We start from the raw sequence: 18,377 nt of genomic DNA on the forward strand, positions 1-18,377 counted from the left end.
TAAAGATTTTAGGTTGTTACTCTGCGTACAGGTCCAGATTCTTTAAGATCTTGTCCGGTTTCTCGAACACATAGTGGATCTTCTCGCCATTCTTGACCATACGAATACCCTCCAAAAGAACCTTATCATCTTTGGACAATCCTTTTTCCACTACAAAGAGGTGCTGTAGTTCGGCTCCAATCTTTACCTCGCGCTGGCTTACCTTATCATCTTTGTCAATAACGAACACATATTTCTTGTCCAACACCTCAAAAGTGGCCTTTTGGGGGATGAGCAGGGCATTTTTTAGCGGAACGGTCATCAAGATACTTCCGGTTTCGCCATGCCGCAAAATACCGTCGGGGTTGCCAAAAGTGGCCCGGAAGGCGATGTTCCCTGTCTCGTTGTTGAATTCTCCCTCAATAGTTTCCACAATCCCGGGTTGATTGAACTTTTTATTGTTGGCCATTAAAAGTTCCACCTGTTGTTTCTCGTTCTTTTTGGCACTGGTAATATAATCCAGGTACTCTGCTTCGGGCACATTGAAATACACCCACATTTTGGAATTGTCGGATAATTTGGTCAACAGTTCTCCTTCATCCAAAAGACTGCCTTCCCTTACTTCAAGGTGGTCCATGATTCCGTCAAAAGGTGCGCGGATATCCGTAAACCCCAAATGGGTCTCGGCAAGACTTACTTCGGCTTTTGCCTTATCGTACTCTGCTTTGGCCATGGCCAGTTCGTTGGCGGATACCACATCACCATCAGCCAATAGTTTGGTGTTCTTATACTCTATTTCGGCCACTTCGGCTTCAGCCTTGGCTTTTTGTAAATCGGCCTCGTAGACATTGGGCATAATGTGGAACATTTGCTGTCCTTTTTTCACGTGTTGGCCTTCATCTACATAAATATGCTGCAGGTATCCCTTTTCCAAGGCCCTGAGTTCTATGTGCCTAACGGAATGGATTTGACATACATAATCTTTGGTAATGGAGGTGTCCATTTGGATTGGACTGGACACGAGGTATTTGGTTTCTTCCTTGTTTTCGTGTTTTTTGGATTCGCAGCTCACATAGCATACCGCTACAAGCAAGCCGATGAAGATTGAAAATCTCCTCATAGTTTTACTGGTTTAAAAAATGTTTAGAAATGGTCAAGGGAAGTCCGAATCCGCATAAAAATGGGCCCGCCCTTGGTTATTGATTGTTACCCAAAGGGTTGCGTATGGTCACAAAACGATGGTAACGTTTTGATCATGGAAAATTTTAAATACGGAAAACCTGAAATCTAACGTGCTTCTTTGTGGATGAAGACGTTTTTGGGTGTTCCAACCCAAAATTGGTGTTAGATTCCAAAAACAATTGCCCCCATGAGGCGGCAAATACATTGGCAGTAAGAGGACTGCCATACTTTAAAGAAAAACTATGTGATGCTACTTCTTCCTCGCGCTCATCTTTTTCTTCTACGTCGATTTCGGCACAATACCTTTTTTCCAAACCCGATTGGGCGGTATCGATAGAAGCAGAGGAATGTTGATTTTCTAAACTTTGAAGATAGCAGGCATTGTCCGCAATTGATGTTCCTTGCGAATCAGCATAGAGGTTAATGAATCCACCCAATAGTAGGATAAAGAGCGGAAACAGATATTTTGCGAATGCCTTTTTCATTTCGGGGAACAAAACTATGTTACCCAAACTTCTAGAGCAAATAGTAGTTGTTAATTATGGTTAAAATCGATTTAAGGGCTGTTTTTCTTGATGAAAAATTCGTAAAGGCTACTTGAAAATACATTTAATGTAAAATTGATTTTTCAAAAAATTGATGAAATTGGGGTAAAACATTAAAACTCTATCTTAGTTGCACCTAATAATAAAAGTTTCTTTATGGGCCATCGTTTCTTCACTATCTTATGTGTTCTCTCCATTTCACTGGTTTCATGCAAGGATTCCGGTAACAGTAAAGAGAACAACACCACGGGGGCCGATACATTCCGTTCCGTTACTATTGATGGGGAATACAAAATCGATATTCCAAAATTTATGACGGGCACCACAGGCTTGAACGAAGAGGCTTCTTTACAGTTCCAGAGTCTGATCGAGGAAGCATACCTTTTGGTCATTGATGAACCCAAATCCGGTTTTGAAAAAGTTTATAAGGATTTGGAGCAGTATGATGATCATCTTTCCATTCTTCAAAATTACAGGAATGCCAGATTACAGATACTCTCAAGATCTACGCATATCAATAAGAAATCATCTGTACAGCCTCTCAAAATAAATGGACTGAATGCCGAAACCTTGCAAATTGACACCAGTATTCAAGGTGTGCCACAGGAAATCTCGTATTTCTTGACCTTTGTGGAAGGGGAAGAAAAGGTTTATATGATCATGGCATGGACAATAGAAAGTAAAAAAGAGGAACTTAAACCAACTTTTGAGCAAGTGGCCCAATCCTTTGCTATAATTTCCTGATTCCTATTCAACCTTTCAAAAGCTGAAATGCTGTTCATCCGATTTATTGAACTTTCCATCCTTTGAAGTCAACTACAAATACTTCAAATTAATACATTTGAGTCAATTTAATGATTTTCAAGTTTAGCCCCATGAAAAAAATCTTATCACTCAACCTGAGTGCTCTTTTCCTTATCTTAATTTCTGTAATCTCATGTAGTCCGGAAGATGGGACCAATGGTTTAGACGGCCGTGATGGCATTGACGGATTGGATGGCCAAAATGGCTCCAATGGATTGAACAGCCTAATTAGCACCACTATGGAACCTGCCGGTGAAAACTGTGCCAATGGTGGATATCGACTGGATTTTGGCTTGGACGCCAATGACAATGGAACTTTGGAGGTGGAAGAGGTAAGTTCTTCCCAATATCTATGTAACAACGCGCCTGCGGAAGGGCTCACCAGTTTAATCAGCACGACCATCGAGCCTGCTGGTGCAAATTGTGAAAATGGAGGGTATCGTTTGGATGTAGGCCTGGACAGTAACCTTAATGGAACCTTGGATGCAGGGGAGGTAACCACCTCAGAATATCTTTGTAACATTGATCCTTCTGATGGATTGACAAGTTTGATAAGTACAGTAATTGAAATGCCCGGTGATAATTGCTCCAGTGGTGGGTATCGTTTGGATGTTGGTCTGGACAGCAACCAAAACGGAACCTTGGATGCGGAAGAGGTCACTACCACAGAATATCTTTGTAATGGTGATTCGAGTGATTTCTCTTACCAAAGCTATGCTTCATTGATAAGTCAAACAGGGACCAATGACCCGACCGTACAGGTTCTGGAAAACACTTTGGGTATAACGATAGCCTGGGTACGGGATTCACAAGGTATTTATACAGGAACACTGGATACTCCTATCGACATTAGTAAAACGGTGATATTTTTTAGCACTCCCACCACACATACGGGTGTACGGGGCGAAATATTGAGTAGCAGCCAAATAAGGTTGGAACTGCAGAACGGAATCAACGTTTTTGCCGACAATTTTGAAAACCTGTCCTTTGAGCTCAGGGAATATCAATAAGTAGCAAATGTCTAGGCAACTTTTATTTTTAAAATAACTATTAAATTCAATATGAAAAAGTCAACCCCACTTTATATCCTCATGCTATTTTGCCTTTGCTATGCATCGTACGGGCAAAATTCTTTTCCGGCAACCGGAAGTGTAGGGATAGGAACTTTGAACCCAAATCCAAGCTATGCTCTGGACGTGAACGGAACTTTAAGTGCAACGGAAATTTTGGTAACAGAGCTCAATGTTACCAATCTATCCATAGATGGTACGCCTGTACAGAGTTCGCCATGGAATTTGAACGGGAACTCCGTTTTCTATTCTGGTGGAAATGTTGGAATTGGAACCAATAATCCTGCCTACACGCTAGATGTATCCGGAACCATAAATGCGACAGGTATATTGATCAATGGTTCGCCACTTGAAGGGTCTCCTTCATTTTGGGTTGCCTCCGGGGATAATATCTCCTATACCGCTGGAGATGTGGGCGTGGAAACCCTTAATGCCACTAATATCGTATTGGACGGCACTCCTTTGGAAAACTCTCCTTCACCATGGACAATCACCGGAAGTGATATTTCTTATACAGATGGAAACGTAAATGTCAATGTATTGGATGCCACAACGCTTCGTATCAATGGAACCGATGTAGTTTCATCCCCTTGGACCATTTCAGGGAGTGATATCGCCTTTACCACTGGAGATGTGGACGTAAACACCTTAAACGCTACCAATATTTTATTGGACGGCACTCCTTTGGAAAACACTACTTCACCATGGACAATCACGGGAAGTGATATTTCTTATACTGATGGAAATGTAGATGTCAATGTGTTGGATGCCACAACGCTTCGTATCAATGGAACCGATGTGGTTTCATCCCCTTGGACCACAAACGGAAATGACCTTACCTACACGACAGGTAATATAGGAATTGGGACCCCAACCCCTGGCTATGCTCTGGATGTTGATGGAACTATCAACGCAACGAACATCCTCATCAATGGTTCTCCGTTAGCTTCAGGCTCTTCACCTTGGACAACTTCGGGTAGCGATATATCGTATTCAACCGGCAATGTTGGGATAGGTACTTCCAATACTCAGGGCTACATGCTGGCCGTAGCCGGAAACATGGTTGCCGAAGGAGTTAAAGTGGAACTGGAAGGAAACTGGCCGGATTTTGTCTTTTTGAAAGACTATGAGCTTCAAAGTTTAAAAGAAGTAGAGGCCTACATTAAGGAGCACGGACACCTGCCCAATGTGCCTAGTGCTGAAAAAATCAAAAAAGACGGAATAAACCTTGGGGAAATGGATGCAACGCTGCTTCAAAAAATCGAAGAGCTCACACTACATTCCATTCTACAGCAAAAGGAAATCGATAGCCTGAAAGTGCTGAACCAAAAGCTGACCGAACAAAATAAGCTTATTCAGTCCCTTGAGAAAAGATTACTCAAGCTAGAATCCAATAACTAAAAAAAAAGGCCGCTAAAAATAGCGGCCTTTTTTTTTAAAACATTATGACTGGCTTATTTGCTCAAGTACATTTTTCTTCTAGAGTATAAGTTGTAGAATTCATCATCCTTTAAGCTATCTATAAACAGAATGCTCTCCCCTGTACTCTTCATTTCTGGCCCCAAGTTTTTATTCACATTTGGGAATTTATTGAATGAGAATACCGGTTGTTTTATCGCATAGCCCTCTAGATGCGGTTTAAAGTCAAAATCCTTGATTTTCTTTTCTCCCAGCATCACTTTGGTGGCATAGTTCACATAAGGCTCTTTATAAGCCTTGGCGATGAACGGTACCGTGCGAGACGCCCTGGGGTTGGCCTCGATGATGTAAACGATATCATCTTTCACAGCAAACTGAATGTTGATCAAACCTACCGTATTGAGCGCCAATGCAATTTTTTTGGTGTGATCCTTTATTTGCTGCAACACAAACTCACCCAAATTGAAAGGTGGCAAGGTGGCATTGGAGTCGCCAGAGTGAATTCCACAGGGTTCAATATGCTCCATAATACCAATGATGTAGACATCCTCTCCATCACAAATGGCATCCGCCTCTGCCTCAATGGCGCCATCCAAATAATGGTCCAATAACAGTTTATTGTTCGGTATCTTCCTCAATAAATCAACCACATGGGCCTCTAGTTCCTCTTTGTTTATGACAATTTTCATTCCCTGTCCTCCCAGCACGTACGATGGTCTAACGAGCAATGGAAAGTTAAGTTCCTCTGCCAGATCCAATGCTTCATCGGCAGTTTCTGCCACACCGAATCTTGGGTAAGGGATGTCATTATCTTTCAGCAAGGTGGAGAAACTTCCCCTGTCCTCTGCCAAATCCAAGGATTGGAAACTGGTTCCGATGATATTGATTCCGTATTTATCCAGTTTTTCGGCCAATTTCAATGCAGTTTGTCCTCCCAACTGTACAATAACGCCTTCTGGTTTTTCGTGAAGAATAATATCATAGATATGCTCCCAGAAAACGGGCTCAAAGTATAGTTTGTCCGCCGTATCAAAATCCGTGGAAACGGTTTCTGGGTTACAGTTGATCATGATGGTCTCGTAACCGCATTCTGCCGCTGCCAACACCCCGTGTACGCAGCAGTAATCGAACTCAATTCCCTGTCCAATTCGATTGGGACCTGAACCCAATACCACTACTTTTTTCTTATCGGTAACCACACTATCGTTGGCCACGTAGCGCTCACCAGTTGGTGTCTCTATCTCTTCTTCAAACGTTGAATAATAGTAAGGGGTAACAGCCTTGAACTCCGCAGCACAGGTATCGACCAGTTTGTACACACGGTTGATGTTCATGTCCATACGTTTGCTGTGTACTTCGCTCTCCCAACAATCCAACATATGTGCAATCTGTCTGTCCGCAAAGCCTTTTTGTTTGGCTTCCAGCAACAATGTTTTTGGTAAGCTTTCTATGGTATATTTTGAAATCTCCATTTCCAAGAAGTGCAATTCCTCATATTGCTTCAGGAACCACATATCTATTTTGGTGATTTCGTGTATTCGTTTTAACGGAATTCCAAGTTGAATGGCGTCGTAGATGACGAAAACCCTATCCCAACTTGGCACCCTCAATTTTTCGATAATGGTCTCGTAATCCTTGTACCCTTTTCCATCAGCTCCCAATCCGTTACGTTTGATCTCGAGGGATTGCGTGGCTTTGTGCAAGGCTTCTTGGAACGATCTTCCGATACCCATCACTTCTCCTACTGATTTCATTTGAAGCCCAAGGGTTCTATCGGAACCTTCGAACTTATCGAAGTTCCAACGTGGTATTTTTACGATTACGTAGTCCAAAGTCGGTTCAAACAAGGCGGAAGTGGATTTGGTTATCTGGTTGTCCAACTCATCCAAAGTATAACCGATGGCCAATTTGGCCGCTATTTTTGCAATGGGATATCCTGTTGCTTTTGATGCCAAAGCGGATGACCTCGAAACCCTCGGGTTGATCTCAATGGCTATAATATCTTCTTTTTCGTCCGGGCTTACAGCGAACTGTACGTTACATCCACCCGCAAAATCCCCTATACTGCGCATCATATGGATGGCCATATCCCGCATGCGTTGGAAAGTTCGGTCGGAAAGGGTCATGGCAGGTGCTACGGTGATGGAATCCCCAGTGTGGATACCCATCGGGTCCATATTTTCTATGGTACATATGATTACCACGTTATCGTTCTTGTCACGCAACAGCTCCAACTCGTATTCTTTCCACCCCATTAAGGCCTTGTCGATCATTACTTCGTGTATCGGCGAAACTTCGAGGCCGTGGCTGAGCATATCGTCAAAGTGTTCTGGATCGTAAACGATACCTGCCCCGGCACCCCCTAGGGTAAACGAAGCTCGGATCACCAATGGAAAACCGAACTCTTGGGCAATCTCCTTTCCTTTCAAGAATGAAGTTGCTGATGCTTGGGGAGGCATTCCAATACCTATTTTAAGCATCAATTCCCTAAATTTCTCACGGTCTTCGGTAATGTTGATGGCATCAATGTCCACCCCAATGATTTCTACATTAAAATCTTCCCAAATGCCTTTTTCGTCGGCCTCGATACAAAGGTTCAGTGCCGTTTGTCCGCCCATTGTTGGCAAAACGGCATCAATATTTGGATGTTTTTGTAAAATTTCAACGATTGATTTGGTCGTCAAAGGTTTTAGATAAACGTGGTCCGCCATAGTCGGGTCGGTCATGATCGTGGCGGGATTGCTGTTTATCAAAATGGTTTCGATACCGTCCTCTCTTAGGGAGCGAAGTGCTTGGGAACCAGAATAGTCGAACTCACATGCCTGACCGATAATGATTGGGCCAGAACCAATAATCAAAATGGATTTTAAGTCTTTTCTCTTGGGCATTTTTCTATAGGGGTTTCTCGTTATTTGCTTATATGTCAAAAAAAAGGTGTTACCTAGAAAAGTAACACCTTTAATTTAAATAATAAATACTATCATTATTTTTTATGTCTTGGCTCAGAGGAAACAGTTAATCTTTTTCTTCCCTTGGCTCTTCTTCTCGCAAGAACTTTTCTACCATTGGCAGTCGCCATGCGCTCCCTAAAACCATGCTTGTTTCTTCTCTTCCTTTTGGATGGTTGATACGTTCTTTTCATTTCCGAACTGTTTTATGGATTTTGTTGATGGGAAATTACTTTTCCCTAAAAAATTCTGGGCGCAAATATACGAAGACTTTTTACTTTGGCAAGCCCAAACTTAAAATATTTAATTAAGTTTTTAGTACTTTTGCCTGCGCTTAACTAAAGGTAAAAAACACAACACAATGTTCAATAAAAATATCAAGCTTGCCATTGCAGTTCTTATTATCGCTTATGCCGTTTACCAGTTTGTGGAAGGCAACATTGGCAACGGAATTGCATTGATCTTGCTGTCACTGGTCTTCATTTTCCTTTACTTTAGAAATGAATTTATCCTTTTAGCCTTTCTTAAAATGAGGAAGCAGGATTTGGAAGGTGTACAAGGGTGGCTTGATAAAATAAAGAACCCTGAGTCTGCTCTGATCAAAAAACAAGTGGGCTACTACAACTACCTGCACGGTATCATTTACTCACAAAAAAACCTGACCCAGGCGGAGAAGTACTTTAAAAAGGCCCTGAAATATGGTCTCACCATGGATTACGACGTGGCCATGGCCAAATTGAGCTTGGCGGGCATTGCCATGCAAAAGCGCAGAAAGCGTGAGGCCACCCAATTGTTGAACGAGGCCAAGAAATTGGACAAGAACAATATGCTTACCGACCAGATCAAGATGATGCAGCAGCAGATGAAGAAAATTTAATCTTTATTCCTCCTTATCTTTCTTTTCTTTTTCTGTTGAATTGGCGATTCTTCAATTCAAATGAGGTATTGGTCAATTTCCTCTGGAATTTTAACCAGAAAAAATTTAACTTCACTTATCTGTCGCTAAAGCGTCATTAAAACGACGTTTAGCTTAATAGTTGGCAGCCATTATAGAAACGAAAATGAAACAATTATTAACAACCATAATTCCGCTTTTATTGATGCTCATTTCAATTGGGGAATCGAATGCTCAGGATTCTTTAACAGTAATTTTAGCAGGAAATCTTGTTGATGTAGCTGAAGGCAAACTCAAAAAAGACGTCTTAATTGTAATTAAAGAAGGTAAAATCGTAAAACTCGCGTCTGCTTCTGAAAAAGATAACTATTCAAATTTGATTGACTTATCTGACTATACAGTATTATCTGGCCTAATCGATTGTCATACACACCTTACCATGAACAGTTATGATAAGTCTTTTGATATCTGGGAGTTACCTATTGCGGCTATTGGAATTATAGGTACAATTAATGCTAAAAAAACACTCGAGGCCGGATTTACAACAGTAAGGGATGTTTGGGGTCATTTTTACAGTGATGTTGCCTTGCGCGAAGCAACTAATAAATCAATAATCCCGGGCCCAAGAATGTACGTGAGTGGTCCGGCGCTCAGTATTACTGGTGGACACGGTGATTGGGAAAACTGGATGAGCCCTCAACTTGCACTCAAACAAGACCCGGCAGCAGTAGCTGATGGTATTGAAGAAGTCCGCAAAGAAGTTCGGCTTCATATCAGAAACAAGGTGGATGTAATAAAAATTGCCGCAACAGGAGGGTTTGATAGTAGAACCATTCCAGGTGCAGCCTCCTATTCCATAGAAGAAATAAAAATTGCTGTGGAGGAAGCCGAAAAAAATGGCTTAAAAGTAGCGGCTCATGCCCATGGTGCAGAAGGGATAAAAAACGCTATCAAGGCTGGGGTGCATTCCATAGAACATGGAACAATAATTGACAATGAAGGACTTAAAATGATGAAAGAGCACAATGTTTATCTCGTCATGGATTTGCTCTCAGCCCATTATGACCTCTTTGAATTGAATAGTGATTACACTGATAAAATGTTAGATGCTAATAATCAAGATTTATATGAACAAATAGAAACTAACTTTCGGAAAGCCTATAAACAAGGCGTAAAAATTGCCTTTGGTACAGATTCCGGAGTGTATCCTCATGGAAGGAATGCAGAACAATTCAGATTGATGCAAAAAGCAGGAATGCAACCAACAGATATTTTAAAGACTGCCACGATCAATGCTGCAGAACTGATTGGAATTGAAGAGCAATCGGGCACGGTTGAAGCCGGTAAATGGGCTGATATTATTGCAGTAAAGGGAAACCCGTTAGAGGATATTACTGTTCTGGAAAAAGTTGAGTTCGTAATGAAAAGCGGGGTAATTTATAAACAGAAATAACGCCTGCCAACATCGTATAAGCATAATGCGGGCGAAAGTGCTAAATTAAAACGAATTGAATTTTAACAAACATAAGGTTAAACTGAAAGTAGAGTGCTTCCAATCCCGCACTAAGCTTATACTTACCCGATAAGTGCAATTCCAAAAAAATCCTGACCCCAGACTAAAAAGTACTTTAAAAAGTTGGGCTTACCATGGATTATGATGTGGCCATGGTCAATTTGAGCTTGGCGGGCATTGCCATGCAAAAGCGCAGAAAGCGTGAAGCTACCCAATTGTTGAACGAGGCCAAGAAATTGGACAAGAACAACATGCTTACCGACCAGATCAAGATGATGCAACAGCAGATGAAGAAGATTTAGGTCTTTTTTATTTATTGATTGGAAATAATACAGTTTAATTATAGGTTGTATTAAAGTCTGAAATTTATTTGTAGAATTTCGATTATCTTCCTTTAAAATCTTGTTAGGATAATTCTAATAAAGACTTTAAAATGAAAAAAGGAACAAATGAATGCAAATGAATTAATTACTAACCTTATTGAGACCTATTTTGCAGAATTAAAAGGTCACATAAATATTATTCTGATTGTCTTTTTCATTTTGACGGTAGTGTCTCAAATAATTCAAACTATTTACGTAACCAAAACCGTTGAACGATTCAAAAACAAATTAAAAAAAGCCGAGATAAAATTTTCAAAATTCAATCAATTACAAATAGAATCTCTTGCTAAAATAATGAATGAACTTTCTGATTTTGTCTTATTTAGCATTAATATAACTGATATAAAATCATCGCAAAAAAGTGTTGAGTATAAAAAAGAGAGTCTATCTGAATGGCAATCATCATTTAATACAATATATCAATCAATTCTTCGAGAAAAATTCCTTTTTCCTAAACAAGTCAAAAATGAAGTTTCCGATTTAGCGGTTTACGCTGTTGAATTAATGGAAGCAACAAAAATTTACTATAAATATTATGATTACTACTTTACTGACCAATCAGGTGAGGCTATTTATGAATATGATGAGTTCTTTAATGTTGCCAAAAAAGATTACACTGAAACTGATTTGAAAACTATTGCTGAAAAAACTGTTGAATCTATTAAAAGAACAAGAGATGTGATAGAAGACTACTTTGAAACAATGGAATAAAACTCTAATATTGCCAAAATATGTATACCAATGATTCTATTTGGCAATACATATTCTTGAGAATTTCTATAAAAAGTCATTAGCTTCACTACTCTCGGCAAAGAAGTGTATTTTTTTATTTACCAATTCATAAATATGTACTACCCACTCAACCTCAATTGCATCAAGATACACCCTTTAGTGATTTCTTAAAAGGAGAACCATACATCTTTGATTTTTCAACCAGCAAACTCAAAGGAGTATATTTCTGATTTGTGAAATATTTTAACTACAATGTAGTTTATTAAATTATATTAACTACATTTGTGGTAAATATATTGGAATGAACAAAGCAACACTTGGTGAATTTGAGGAGATTGTTTTACTGGTTGTAGCCATACTCAACGGTGATGCCTATAGCGTAACCATTATCTCAGAAATTGAAGAGCGGTTGGATCGGAATGTCAGCTTGGGAGCAATACAAACCGTTTTAAAAAGACTGGAGAAGAAAGGTTTGTTGAAATCAGATCTTGGTGATGCCACCAATGAGCGGGGCGGAAAACGAAAACGTCTCTATAAAATTACCGTGGAGGGTCAAGAATTACTTGACCTGACAAAAGCCCAAAGAAATTCCCTTTGGAATGCCATACCCAAGCTATCATTCAATTTTTAAGCAATGAACCCAAAAGAACATAAGCCGCTACGAATTGCATTGGCATTCTTTAACTGGTATTGCCATCCCGATTTTCGTGAAGAAATCGAGGGGGATTTAATGGAGCGGTTCAATACTTATTATTTAAAATACGGTTACGCAAAAGCAAACAGACTCTTTATAAAAGATGTTATCTTTTTATTTCGTCCAGCTATTATTGGGAATATTTATCATTTAACACATACAGATACTATGGAACTTACTCATCAAAACAAAAGACTTATCACTATTTTGGCCGTTGCCTTGTCAATTCTGTCCATCCCGCTTATCGCCATGGGTTTTACCAATGAGGTACATTGGTCGATTTTTGATTTCCTCGTTGTAGGTATTTTATTGATCGGCACAGGACTCGTGCTTGAATTCATTTTAAGGAAAATAAAAACCTTGCGATATCGAATTATCTTGGGAATTGCATTGTTCGCTGTCTTACTTATGGTTTGGGCAGAACTTGCCGTTGGCATCTTCGGGACACCATTTGCGGGCAGCTAAGGAATAAAAGTACAGATAGCTTCATATACAATTTGATGGAAACAAAACTGCCTGACTAAAAATTAAATATAATTCAGACCCGACCCATCCTTTCACACTGAATAGTTGTTATTTTTGAGGTTATTTTTCAACTATGTACTATCCGCTCTGCCTTAATGGCGTAGATATTTATCCTTTATTTGGCGATTTTCTTAAAGGAAAGCCTTACCTCTTCGATTTTTCATCAAACAACCCAAAAACCTTGGAATACAATCTATTCGATTTCGAGGAATTTAATACTATGGTTTTTGATGAGTTGTATGCATCGTCCCACCAATGGGGCGTTGGCAGGTATTTGGAAGAGCGCAAAAGCCTTTTAAGGGCCTATCCCAATATTATAGAGGAGCAACGGTTTTACCATCTTGGTCTGGATATCATCGTTCCCTTTGATACCCCAATGTATTCCCCGCTGGACGCCGAAGTCTATAAAACAGGAAAAGAAACCACTGTTGGCAATTACGGTGGCTACATTATCCTAAAACATAACATCAATGAAGTTGTTTTTTATTCCTTGTACGGGCATTTGAAAACGCCGCACTTGGTTCATGCTGGAGAAAAAATCACGGCGGGACAAAAGTTTGCTAACATCGGTCAGGAAAAAGATAGCGGTGGTTGGTTTTGCCATGTCCATTTACAAATCCTAACCCAAGCAGCGATGGATGCTGGGTATTCCGATTGGGGCTATGTTTCACCAACATTATTACCCAAAGTGGAAACCTATTTTCCTTCGCCTTACTTTTTGTTTAATTATTGATAAGATTCGCTCCTTTATATAAAAAGAACAAATGGAGTTTTAAATAAATCCTATTATCTTCACAATCAGTTCGAAACCTTAACTCAGCTGTTTGGAAACCAAACCCATTGCCGATACCAAGCGCATCCGAATCATTGATGCCATTCGAGGTATTTCCATTTTAGGTATCCTTTTAATGAATGTATATGTGGGAGGACAATACTGGGACGAAATCCTGTTTCAAGAACTTATTAGTAACTACCTAAGCGCCGATTTCATATCCACCATATTTGTTCAAGGCCTTTTCGAAGGAAAAATGCGGGCTCTTTTCTGTATGCTATTCGGAGCAGGAATTTTGTTGTTTTTAAAAAACAAGGAGCAACAAAATACCAAAGGGTTATGGAAGTTGCACTTTAAGCGTATGTTCTGGTTGCTACTTTTTGGATTATTCAATGGCTACGTGCTGCTGTTTAAGTATGATATTCTCTTTATGTACGCTGTTGCTGGAACCATTTTATATTTCTTTAGAAACATGCCCGTTCGGTATAAGCTTTGGGCAATGCCTCTGGTGATATTGATTGGGTTTGTAAATAGCAATTTAGAATACCGAATGGATAGAAAAGAATATCTGAAATCTAAAAATGAAGAAACCACACAGATAGATTCAAATTTTAAAGACACCACATATTTACAAGAACTAAAACAAGAACAAGCCCTGATGAAAGGAAACTATGTTGATGTTGCCAACGCAGTCTACCCCAAGGTTTTCGAAGGGCAGACCAAAGAATTCATAAGCAGAATCACCGATAATATCCCACTTATGCTATTGGGCATGGCTTTGTTCCAGTTGGGTTTCTTCAGTAACAAATGGTCTAAAAGGCAATACACAAAAACTGTGTTTTGGGGCTACTTTATCGGCATTCCCCTTATGTGCTATGACTGGTATATTTTATTGGAAGTACATGGCCAGGATGAGGCCAGGCATATGATGTACAAAAATCAAACGATAACCTTCACCTTTTTGATTTACCATATACAGCGAATTGCATTGGCTTTAGGACACGTGGCAGTCATCTGTCTTATTTATCAAAAAGGCTGGTTGAAACCACTTTTCAGAAGACTCGAAGCGATAGGACAAATGGCGCTCACGAATTATCTTTTACAGTCTTTGTTCCTAGCGCTGATATTTTATGGTTTTGGTCTTGATTTTTACAATGTATTAAGCTATTACCAATTGTATTTTGTCGTGATAATCATTTGGTTTCTGCAACTTTGGTACAGTCCAATTATCCTTAAACATTACCGTTTTGGCCCTTTTGAATGGCTTTGGCGAAGTTTGACTTATTGGAAATTACAGTCCAATAAAAGGCACTCAATCAAAATGTAATTCAAAAAATCTATTTCCCCGTACTCCCCACACGATAATATCCTTTGTTCGGAATTTCGATGGTATACTTTTTACGGGAAGCATTGTTCAAATGTGGTTCGCGCAACCATGGGTTGTGCCTTTTAAGAACTTTATAATTGATTTCGTAAAGCTCCGCAAAATCCGCCCAACTGGTCACTGTAGTATCCACTTCTACTTTAAAGGTGGGCACTTTTTCGTACATATCTCCTTCATCCAATTGGAAACCATATTTGTCACGGTTGGAGATAATTTCCTTAATGGCCAAAATACGGAACACGTAGCGTCCTGTCTCCTGCCCCAACAGCAAATCGTAGTAATCATCCACCTGCTGAATGTCCATATACTTTTGAATGCCCGCAGGTCCGGCATTATAAGCTGCAGCGGTCAGCGTCCAACTGCCAAAACGCTCTTTCCACTTGTTCAGGTAATCACAGGCCACTTGGGTCGCTTTCTCAATATGGTAACGCTCGTCCACATTATCGTTCACCTCCAGGCCATATTCTTTCCCAGTACCTTTCATTATCTGCCAAAAACCAGTGGCACCAGCTGGCGACACCACATTTTCAAGACCACTTTCGGCCACGGCCAAGTATTTAAAATCATCGGGGATTCCATTCTTTTTAAGAATGGGTTCCATAATCGGAAAATATTTATTGGCCCGCTTCATCAACAAAAGGGCATTGGACTGCCAGTAGGTGTTCACCAAAAATTCCCTATCAACCCGCTCCATGATTTCCGGGTCATCTTGGGGTACGTCCTCCCCTGCAAAATTTAAATCCTTCGGGATCTCAATGGCACTGATTTGATAGGTATCCGCCACATTCTTATCATTCTTTACGGTTTCTTCCTTTACCGCCGGTTTTTCATCAACCTCATTCGACTGCACGGCAAAAATAAGCGTGCTCACTACAGCTATTAATCCAATAAAAGCCAATATGTTTTTTAAGTGTTTCATGTCTTCCCAATTAAAATGTTACGTAAAGATACTATTATAAAGACGAAATTATTCCAAAATAATTGTGGGCAGATGCTCATTGAACCATCTAGCCCTGTGGATTATCATGGTATGGGTTCCATTTTTCACTACAATGCAGCCCTTGATGTTCGCTATGGGAAAAACGGGATCTTTTTCCCCTTGAATATGAACCACATTGGCGGGTGGCTCTTCCTGTTGCCAATTTACTATCTGATCTATGGACCAATCGATATAGTACTTGTCCCGTACGCTCAAATACTTCTCGTACAAATGCAGTCTTTTGGTGACCGTTTCCCCGAAAGCATATTTGGCCAATAGCTCCACATTGTTCACCAAGCTAGTGGGCAACAGTTTATGGAACTTGGTGTACTTGACAAATATCATTTTTTTGGGCAGTTCGTGTTTGCTCTTTACGGAAGAAACCACGATTACCTTTTTGGTTTTTATGATTTTGGCCATTTCCTGTACGAGCATGCCACCAAAAGAAACACCCAACAATACCGGTTGGGGCTCTTGGATGTTCTCGCACATTTTACGGGCGTATGCGGTAAGCGACATTCCTTTCTCTGGTACGAACCATTCCAGTTTGTGTACGGAGAAATCATCTTTTGAAAGTTTGATCTCATCAAAAATTGAAGGGTTGGCCGCCATTCCGGGCATCAGGTAAATATGGGTTTTATTATCGGACATATGGCATCAAATATCCATAAGTACTAGGAAATTAGCAATATTTTGACTAATTTTGTATCCCTTTTGCAGCCGACCCCGCTTAACGAATACATTTTTTTTATTAGGGGAAAATGGAAATGCCTTTTCAAGGTGAATCCATAAAGTCATTTAAAAAAACAAGTACTATATGACAACAATTGAAATCACTGACAATAGTTTCTTGCGTCAATTTGAAACTAAGGTCAATGGGCATTTAGCCAAAATTGAGTACTCTTCACAGGAGCGTAAAGTATTTTTGACCAAGTTGGTAATTCCGGAAGAAATTACAGAAGAGGGGTTCAAAGAGGATTTTATCAAAGCGGTTTTGAACGAAATCCAAGAAAACAATCTAAGAGTTGTGCCCACTAGTCCTCAAATTGCAGGTTTCTTGAGAAAAAACAGGCAATACAAGGAAATGTTACCCGTTGGTATACGCATCTGATAGACCTAACCATCAGATTTGAAAAAGTATTGAAAGCCTCCTTTTTTAGGAGGTTTTTTTATGCCATAATCTCACTGGAAACAAATTCGAACCGCACCAAGCCATCAGTATCAATGTCGGTAAGCTCCACTTGGTGCAGGGTATTGACCAACTTCGGGTCCCAAGGCGCCTTTACCTTCACGTAGTTTTCGGTAAATCCATGGATATAGCCTTTTTTGTTTTCCCCTTCAAACAATACAGTTCGTACAGAACCCAATTGACTCTCGTAAAATGCCCTTCGCTTTTTGGCGGATAGTCCACGTAGCATTTTGCTTCGTTTGCTCCGTACTTTTTTGGGTACGACATCGTCCATATCCGCAGCAACGGTGTTGTCCCTTTCGGAATAGGTAAACACATGGAGATAGGAAATATCCAATTCGTTAAGGAAATGATACGTTTCCAAAAAATGCTCATCCGTCTCACCAGGGAATCCCACAATCACATCCACCCCAATACAGGCGTGCGGCATGGCCTCCTTGATGCGCTTTACTCGGTCCACATATAAATTGGACAGGTAACGACGGCGCATTTTTTTAAGGATATCATCACTTCCGCTTTGCAATGGAATGTGAAAATGGGGCACAAAAGAATTGCTCTGGGCTACAAAATCGATGGTCTCGTTCTTGAGCAAGTTGGGCTCAATGGAAGAAATTCGAAGACGGTGTATACCATCTATCGTGTCCAAGGCTTTTACCAAATCCAAAAAGGTATGCTCGTGCTTTTTGTTGCCGAACTCCCCTTTTCCGTAATCGCCAATATTGACCCCTGTCAGTACGATTTCCTTAATATCTTGGGATGCAATTTCCTCGGCATTCTTCAGTACATTGTTCAAGGTATCGCTACGAGAAATTCCACGGGCCAAGGGAATCGTACAGTACGTGCACTTGTAATCGCACCCATCTTGAACCTTTAAAAATGCTCGGGTACGGTCACCGATGGCATAACTGCCCACATAAAAATCGGCCTCCTCGATTTCACAGGAATGCACTTCACCCTTATCATTTTTGGTCAAATCGTTCAGATAATCGGTAATCTTGAATTTCTCGGTTGCACCCAGAACCAAATCCACGCCATCCACTTCCGCAAGCTCTTCTGGCTTTAATTGGGCATAACAACCAACGGCTGCCACAAAAGCATCCGGATTGGCCTTTTGGGCCTGTTTTACGATAGTTTTAAAACGCTTATCGGCATTCTCGGTTACCGAACAGGTATTAATGACATACACATCCGCAGTCTCTGAAAAGTCCACACGCTCAAACTCCTCCTTTTCAAAACCTCGTGCAATCGTAGAAGTTTCGGAGAAATTGAGTTTACAGCCCAAGGTGTAAAATGCAACTTTTTTGCTCATAAACCTGCCTTATGTTTAAGGGGCGCAAAGATAGTGATTTGTTGGGAGTTATCGC

The 18,377-nt window shown here is 40.3% G+C and carries 18 protein-coding genes and 1 pseudogene; 12 read left to right on the plus strand and 7 right to left on the minus strand.

From position 1 onward, the window contains the following. Window positions 1–16: 16 nt before the first annotated feature. Complete coding sequence (locus SD449_RS04140) at window positions 17–1,099, minus strand: efflux RND transporter periplasmic adaptor subunit (RefSeq protein ID WP_318308953.1); 1,083 nt, start codon at window positions 1,097–1,099, stop codon at window positions 17–19. Window positions 1,100–1,244: 145 nt separating this feature from the next. After that, entirely contained in the window at window positions 1,245–1,646 is a 402-nt protein-coding gene (locus SD449_RS04145) for a hypothetical protein (protein ID WP_318308954.1), read from the minus strand. Window positions 1,647–1,862: 216 nt separating this feature from the next. Between SD449_RS04145 and SD449_RS04150 the strand changes: the two genes are divergently transcribed. The 3 genes from SD449_RS04150 (at window position 1,863) to SD449_RS04160 (ending at window position 4,981) form a co-directional block, all read left to right on the plus strand. Next, window positions 1,863–2,450, plus strand: a complete 588-nt coding sequence (locus tag SD449_RS04150; RefSeq protein WP_318308955.1) for a hypothetical protein — start codon at window positions 1,863–1,865, stop codon at window positions 2,448–2,450. Between the two features lie 131 nt (window positions 2,451–2,581). Next, entirely contained in the window at window positions 2,582–3,520 is a 939-nt protein-coding gene (locus SD449_RS04155) for a DUF7151 family protein (RefSeq protein ID WP_318308956.1), read from the plus strand. Between the two features lie 51 nt (window positions 3,521–3,571). Next, a complete protein-coding gene (locus SD449_RS04160; protein WP_318308958.1) occupies window positions 3,572–4,981 on the plus strand; it encodes a hypothetical protein in 1,410 nt (469 codons plus the stop codon). A 53-nt stretch (window positions 4,982–5,034) separates the two neighbouring features. On the opposite strand, the gene carB is transcribed toward SD449_RS04160, so the two are convergent. Both carB and rpmH read right to left on the minus strand, forming a co-directional pair. Continuing rightward, window positions 5,035–7,887: a carbamoyl-phosphate synthase large subunit gene (gene carB / locus SD449_RS04165; RefSeq protein WP_318308960.1), complete on the minus strand. Its 2,853-nt coding sequence runs from the start codon at window positions 7,885–7,887 to the stop codon at window positions 5,035–5,037. Between the two features lie 95 nt (window positions 7,888–7,982). Then, on the minus strand, window positions 7,983–8,141 hold the full coding sequence (gene rpmH / locus SD449_RS04170; RefSeq protein WP_072882462.1) for a 50S ribosomal protein L34: 159 nt from the start codon (window positions 8,139–8,141) through the stop codon (window positions 7,983–7,985). Between the two features lie 167 nt (window positions 8,142–8,308). On the opposite strand from rpmH, the gene SD449_RS04175 reads away from it, so the two are divergent. From SD449_RS04175 to SD449_RS04210, 8 genes and pseudogenes are all read left to right on the plus strand, one after another. After that, entirely contained in the window at window positions 8,309–8,824 is a 516-nt protein-coding gene (locus tag SD449_RS04175) for a DUF2892 domain-containing protein (protein WP_207033012.1), read from the plus strand. Between the two features lie 184 nt (window positions 8,825–9,008). After that, window positions 9,009–10,295, plus strand: coding sequence for a metal-dependent hydrolase family protein (locus SD449_RS04180; RefSeq protein ID WP_318308969.1), 1,287 nt, complete (start codon window positions 9,009–9,011; stop codon window positions 10,293–10,295). Between the two features lie 179 nt (window positions 10,296–10,474). Beyond that, window positions 10,475–10,657: pseudogene (locus SD449_RS04185) on the plus strand (DUF2892 domain-containing protein); the annotation flags it as partial. Window positions 10,658–10,804: 147 nt separating this feature from the next. Beyond that, a complete protein-coding gene (locus tag SD449_RS04190; RefSeq protein ID WP_318308970.1) occupies window positions 10,805–11,449 on the plus strand; it encodes a hypothetical protein in 645 nt (214 codons plus the stop codon). A 322-nt stretch (window positions 11,450–11,771) separates the two neighbouring features. Continuing rightward, the gene (locus tag SD449_RS04195; RefSeq protein ID WP_318308972.1) at window positions 11,772–12,101 is read left to right on the plus strand and encodes a PadR family transcriptional regulator; all 330 of its coding nucleotides are present in this window, start codon (window positions 11,772–11,774) and stop codon (window positions 12,099–12,101) included. Between the two features lie 3 nt (window positions 12,102–12,104). Next, a complete protein-coding gene (locus tag SD449_RS04200) occupies window positions 12,105–12,629 on the plus strand; it encodes a permease prefix domain 2-containing transporter (RefSeq protein WP_318308973.1) in 525 nt (174 codons plus the stop codon). 133 nt (window positions 12,630–12,762) lie between these two features. Then, window positions 12,763–13,422: a peptidoglycan DD-metalloendopeptidase family protein gene (locus tag SD449_RS04205; RefSeq protein ID WP_318308975.1), complete on the plus strand. Its 660-nt coding sequence runs from the start codon at window positions 12,763–12,765 to the stop codon at window positions 13,420–13,422. 91 nt (window positions 13,423–13,513) lie between these two features. Beyond that, window positions 13,514–14,788, plus strand: coding sequence for a DUF418 domain-containing protein (locus tag SD449_RS04210; protein ID WP_318308976.1), 1,275 nt, complete (start codon window positions 13,514–13,516; stop codon window positions 14,786–14,788). A gap of 10 nt (window positions 14,789–14,798) precedes the next feature. On the opposite strand, the gene SD449_RS04215 is transcribed toward SD449_RS04210, so the two are convergent. Both SD449_RS04215 and SD449_RS04220 read right to left on the minus strand, forming a co-directional pair. Continuing rightward, a complete protein-coding gene (locus tag SD449_RS04215; protein ID WP_318308977.1) occupies window positions 14,799–15,764 on the minus strand; it encodes a lytic transglycosylase domain-containing protein in 966 nt (321 codons plus the stop codon). A 48-nt stretch (window positions 15,765–15,812) separates the two neighbouring features. Beyond that, a complete protein-coding gene (locus tag SD449_RS04220) occupies window positions 15,813–16,475 on the minus strand; it encodes an alpha/beta hydrolase family protein (RefSeq protein WP_318308978.1) in 663 nt (220 codons plus the stop codon). 166 nt (window positions 16,476–16,641) lie between these two features. On the opposite strand from SD449_RS04220, the gene SD449_RS04225 reads away from it, so the two are divergent. Beyond that, on the plus strand, window positions 16,642–16,935 hold the full coding sequence (locus SD449_RS04225; RefSeq protein WP_207070000.1) for a GNAT family N-acetyltransferase: 294 nt from the start codon (window positions 16,642–16,644) through the stop codon (window positions 16,933–16,935). 58 nt (window positions 16,936–16,993) lie between these two features. Here SD449_RS04225 and mtaB read toward each other — a convergent pair whose 3' ends face one another. Beyond that, window positions 16,994–18,322, minus strand: coding sequence for a tRNA (N(6)-L-threonylcarbamoyladenosine(37)-C(2))-methylthiotransferase MtaB (gene mtaB / locus SD449_RS04230; protein WP_318308980.1), 1,329 nt, complete (start codon window positions 18,320–18,322; stop codon window positions 16,994–16,996). Window positions 18,323–18,377: the final 55 nt, after the last annotated feature.

Origin of the sequence: Flagellimonas crocea (assembly GCF_033441595.1) — a bacterium.
Classification (GTDB): domain Bacteria; phylum Bacteroidota; class Bacteroidia; order Flavobacteriales; family Flavobacteriaceae; genus Flagellimonas; species Flagellimonas crocea.

Coding starts and splice junctions, on each gene's coding strand:
- SD449_RS04150 (WP_318308955.1), top strand. CDS start 1,863: ATGGGCCATCGTTTCTTCACTATCTTATGTGTTCTCTCCATTTCACTG.
- SD449_RS04145 (WP_318308954.1), bottom strand. CDS start 1,646: ATGAAAAAGGCATTCGCAAAATATCTGTTTCCGCTCTTTATCCTACTA.
- SD449_RS04195 (WP_318308972.1), top strand. CDS start 11,772: ATGAACAAAGCAACACTTGGTGAATTTGAGGAGATTGTTTTACTGGTT.
- SD449_RS04205 (WP_318308975.1), top strand. CDS start 12,763: ATGTACTATCCGCTCTGCCTTAATGGCGTAGATATTTATCCTTTATTT.
- SD449_RS04180 (WP_318308969.1), top strand. CDS start 9,009: ATGAAACAATTATTAACAACCATAATTCCGCTTTTATTGATGCTCATT.
- SD449_RS04175 (WP_207033012.1), top strand. CDS start 8,309: ATGTTCAATAAAAATATCAAGCTTGCCATTGCAGTTCTTATTATCGCT.
- SD449_RS04200 (WP_318308973.1), top strand. CDS start 12,105: ATGAACCCAAAAGAACATAAGCCGCTACGAATTGCATTGGCATTCTTT.
- SD449_RS04220 (WP_318308978.1), bottom strand. CDS start 16,475: ATGTCCGATAATAAAACCCATATTTACCTGATGCCCGGAATGGCGGCC.
- SD449_RS04215 (WP_318308977.1), bottom strand. CDS start 15,764: ATGAAACACTTAAAAAACATATTGGCTTTTATTGGATTAATAGCTGTA.
- SD449_RS04190 (WP_318308970.1), top strand. CDS start 10,805: ATGAATGCAAATGAATTAATTACTAACCTTATTGAGACCTATTTTGCA.
- rpmH (WP_072882462.1), bottom strand. CDS start 8,141: ATGAAAAGAACGTATCAACCATCCAAAAGGAAGAGAAGAAACAAGCAT.
- SD449_RS04225 (WP_207070000.1), top strand. CDS start 16,642: ATGACAACAATTGAAATCACTGACAATAGTTTCTTGCGTCAATTTGAA.
- SD449_RS04160 (WP_318308958.1), top strand. CDS start 3,572: ATGAAAAAGTCAACCCCACTTTATATCCTCATGCTATTTTGCCTTTGC.
- mtaB (WP_318308980.1), bottom strand. CDS start 18,322: ATGAGCAAAAAAGTTGCATTTTACACCTTGGGCTGTAAACTCAATTTC.
- carB (WP_318308960.1), bottom strand. CDS start 7,887: ATGCCCAAGAGAAAAGACTTAAAATCCATTTTGATTATTGGTTCTGGC.
- SD449_RS04155 (WP_318308956.1), top strand. CDS start 2,582: ATGAAAAAAATCTTATCACTCAACCTGAGTGCTCTTTTCCTTATCTTA.
- SD449_RS04140 (WP_318308953.1), bottom strand. CDS start 1,099: ATGAGGAGATTTTCAATCTTCATCGGCTTGCTTGTAGCGGTATGCTAT.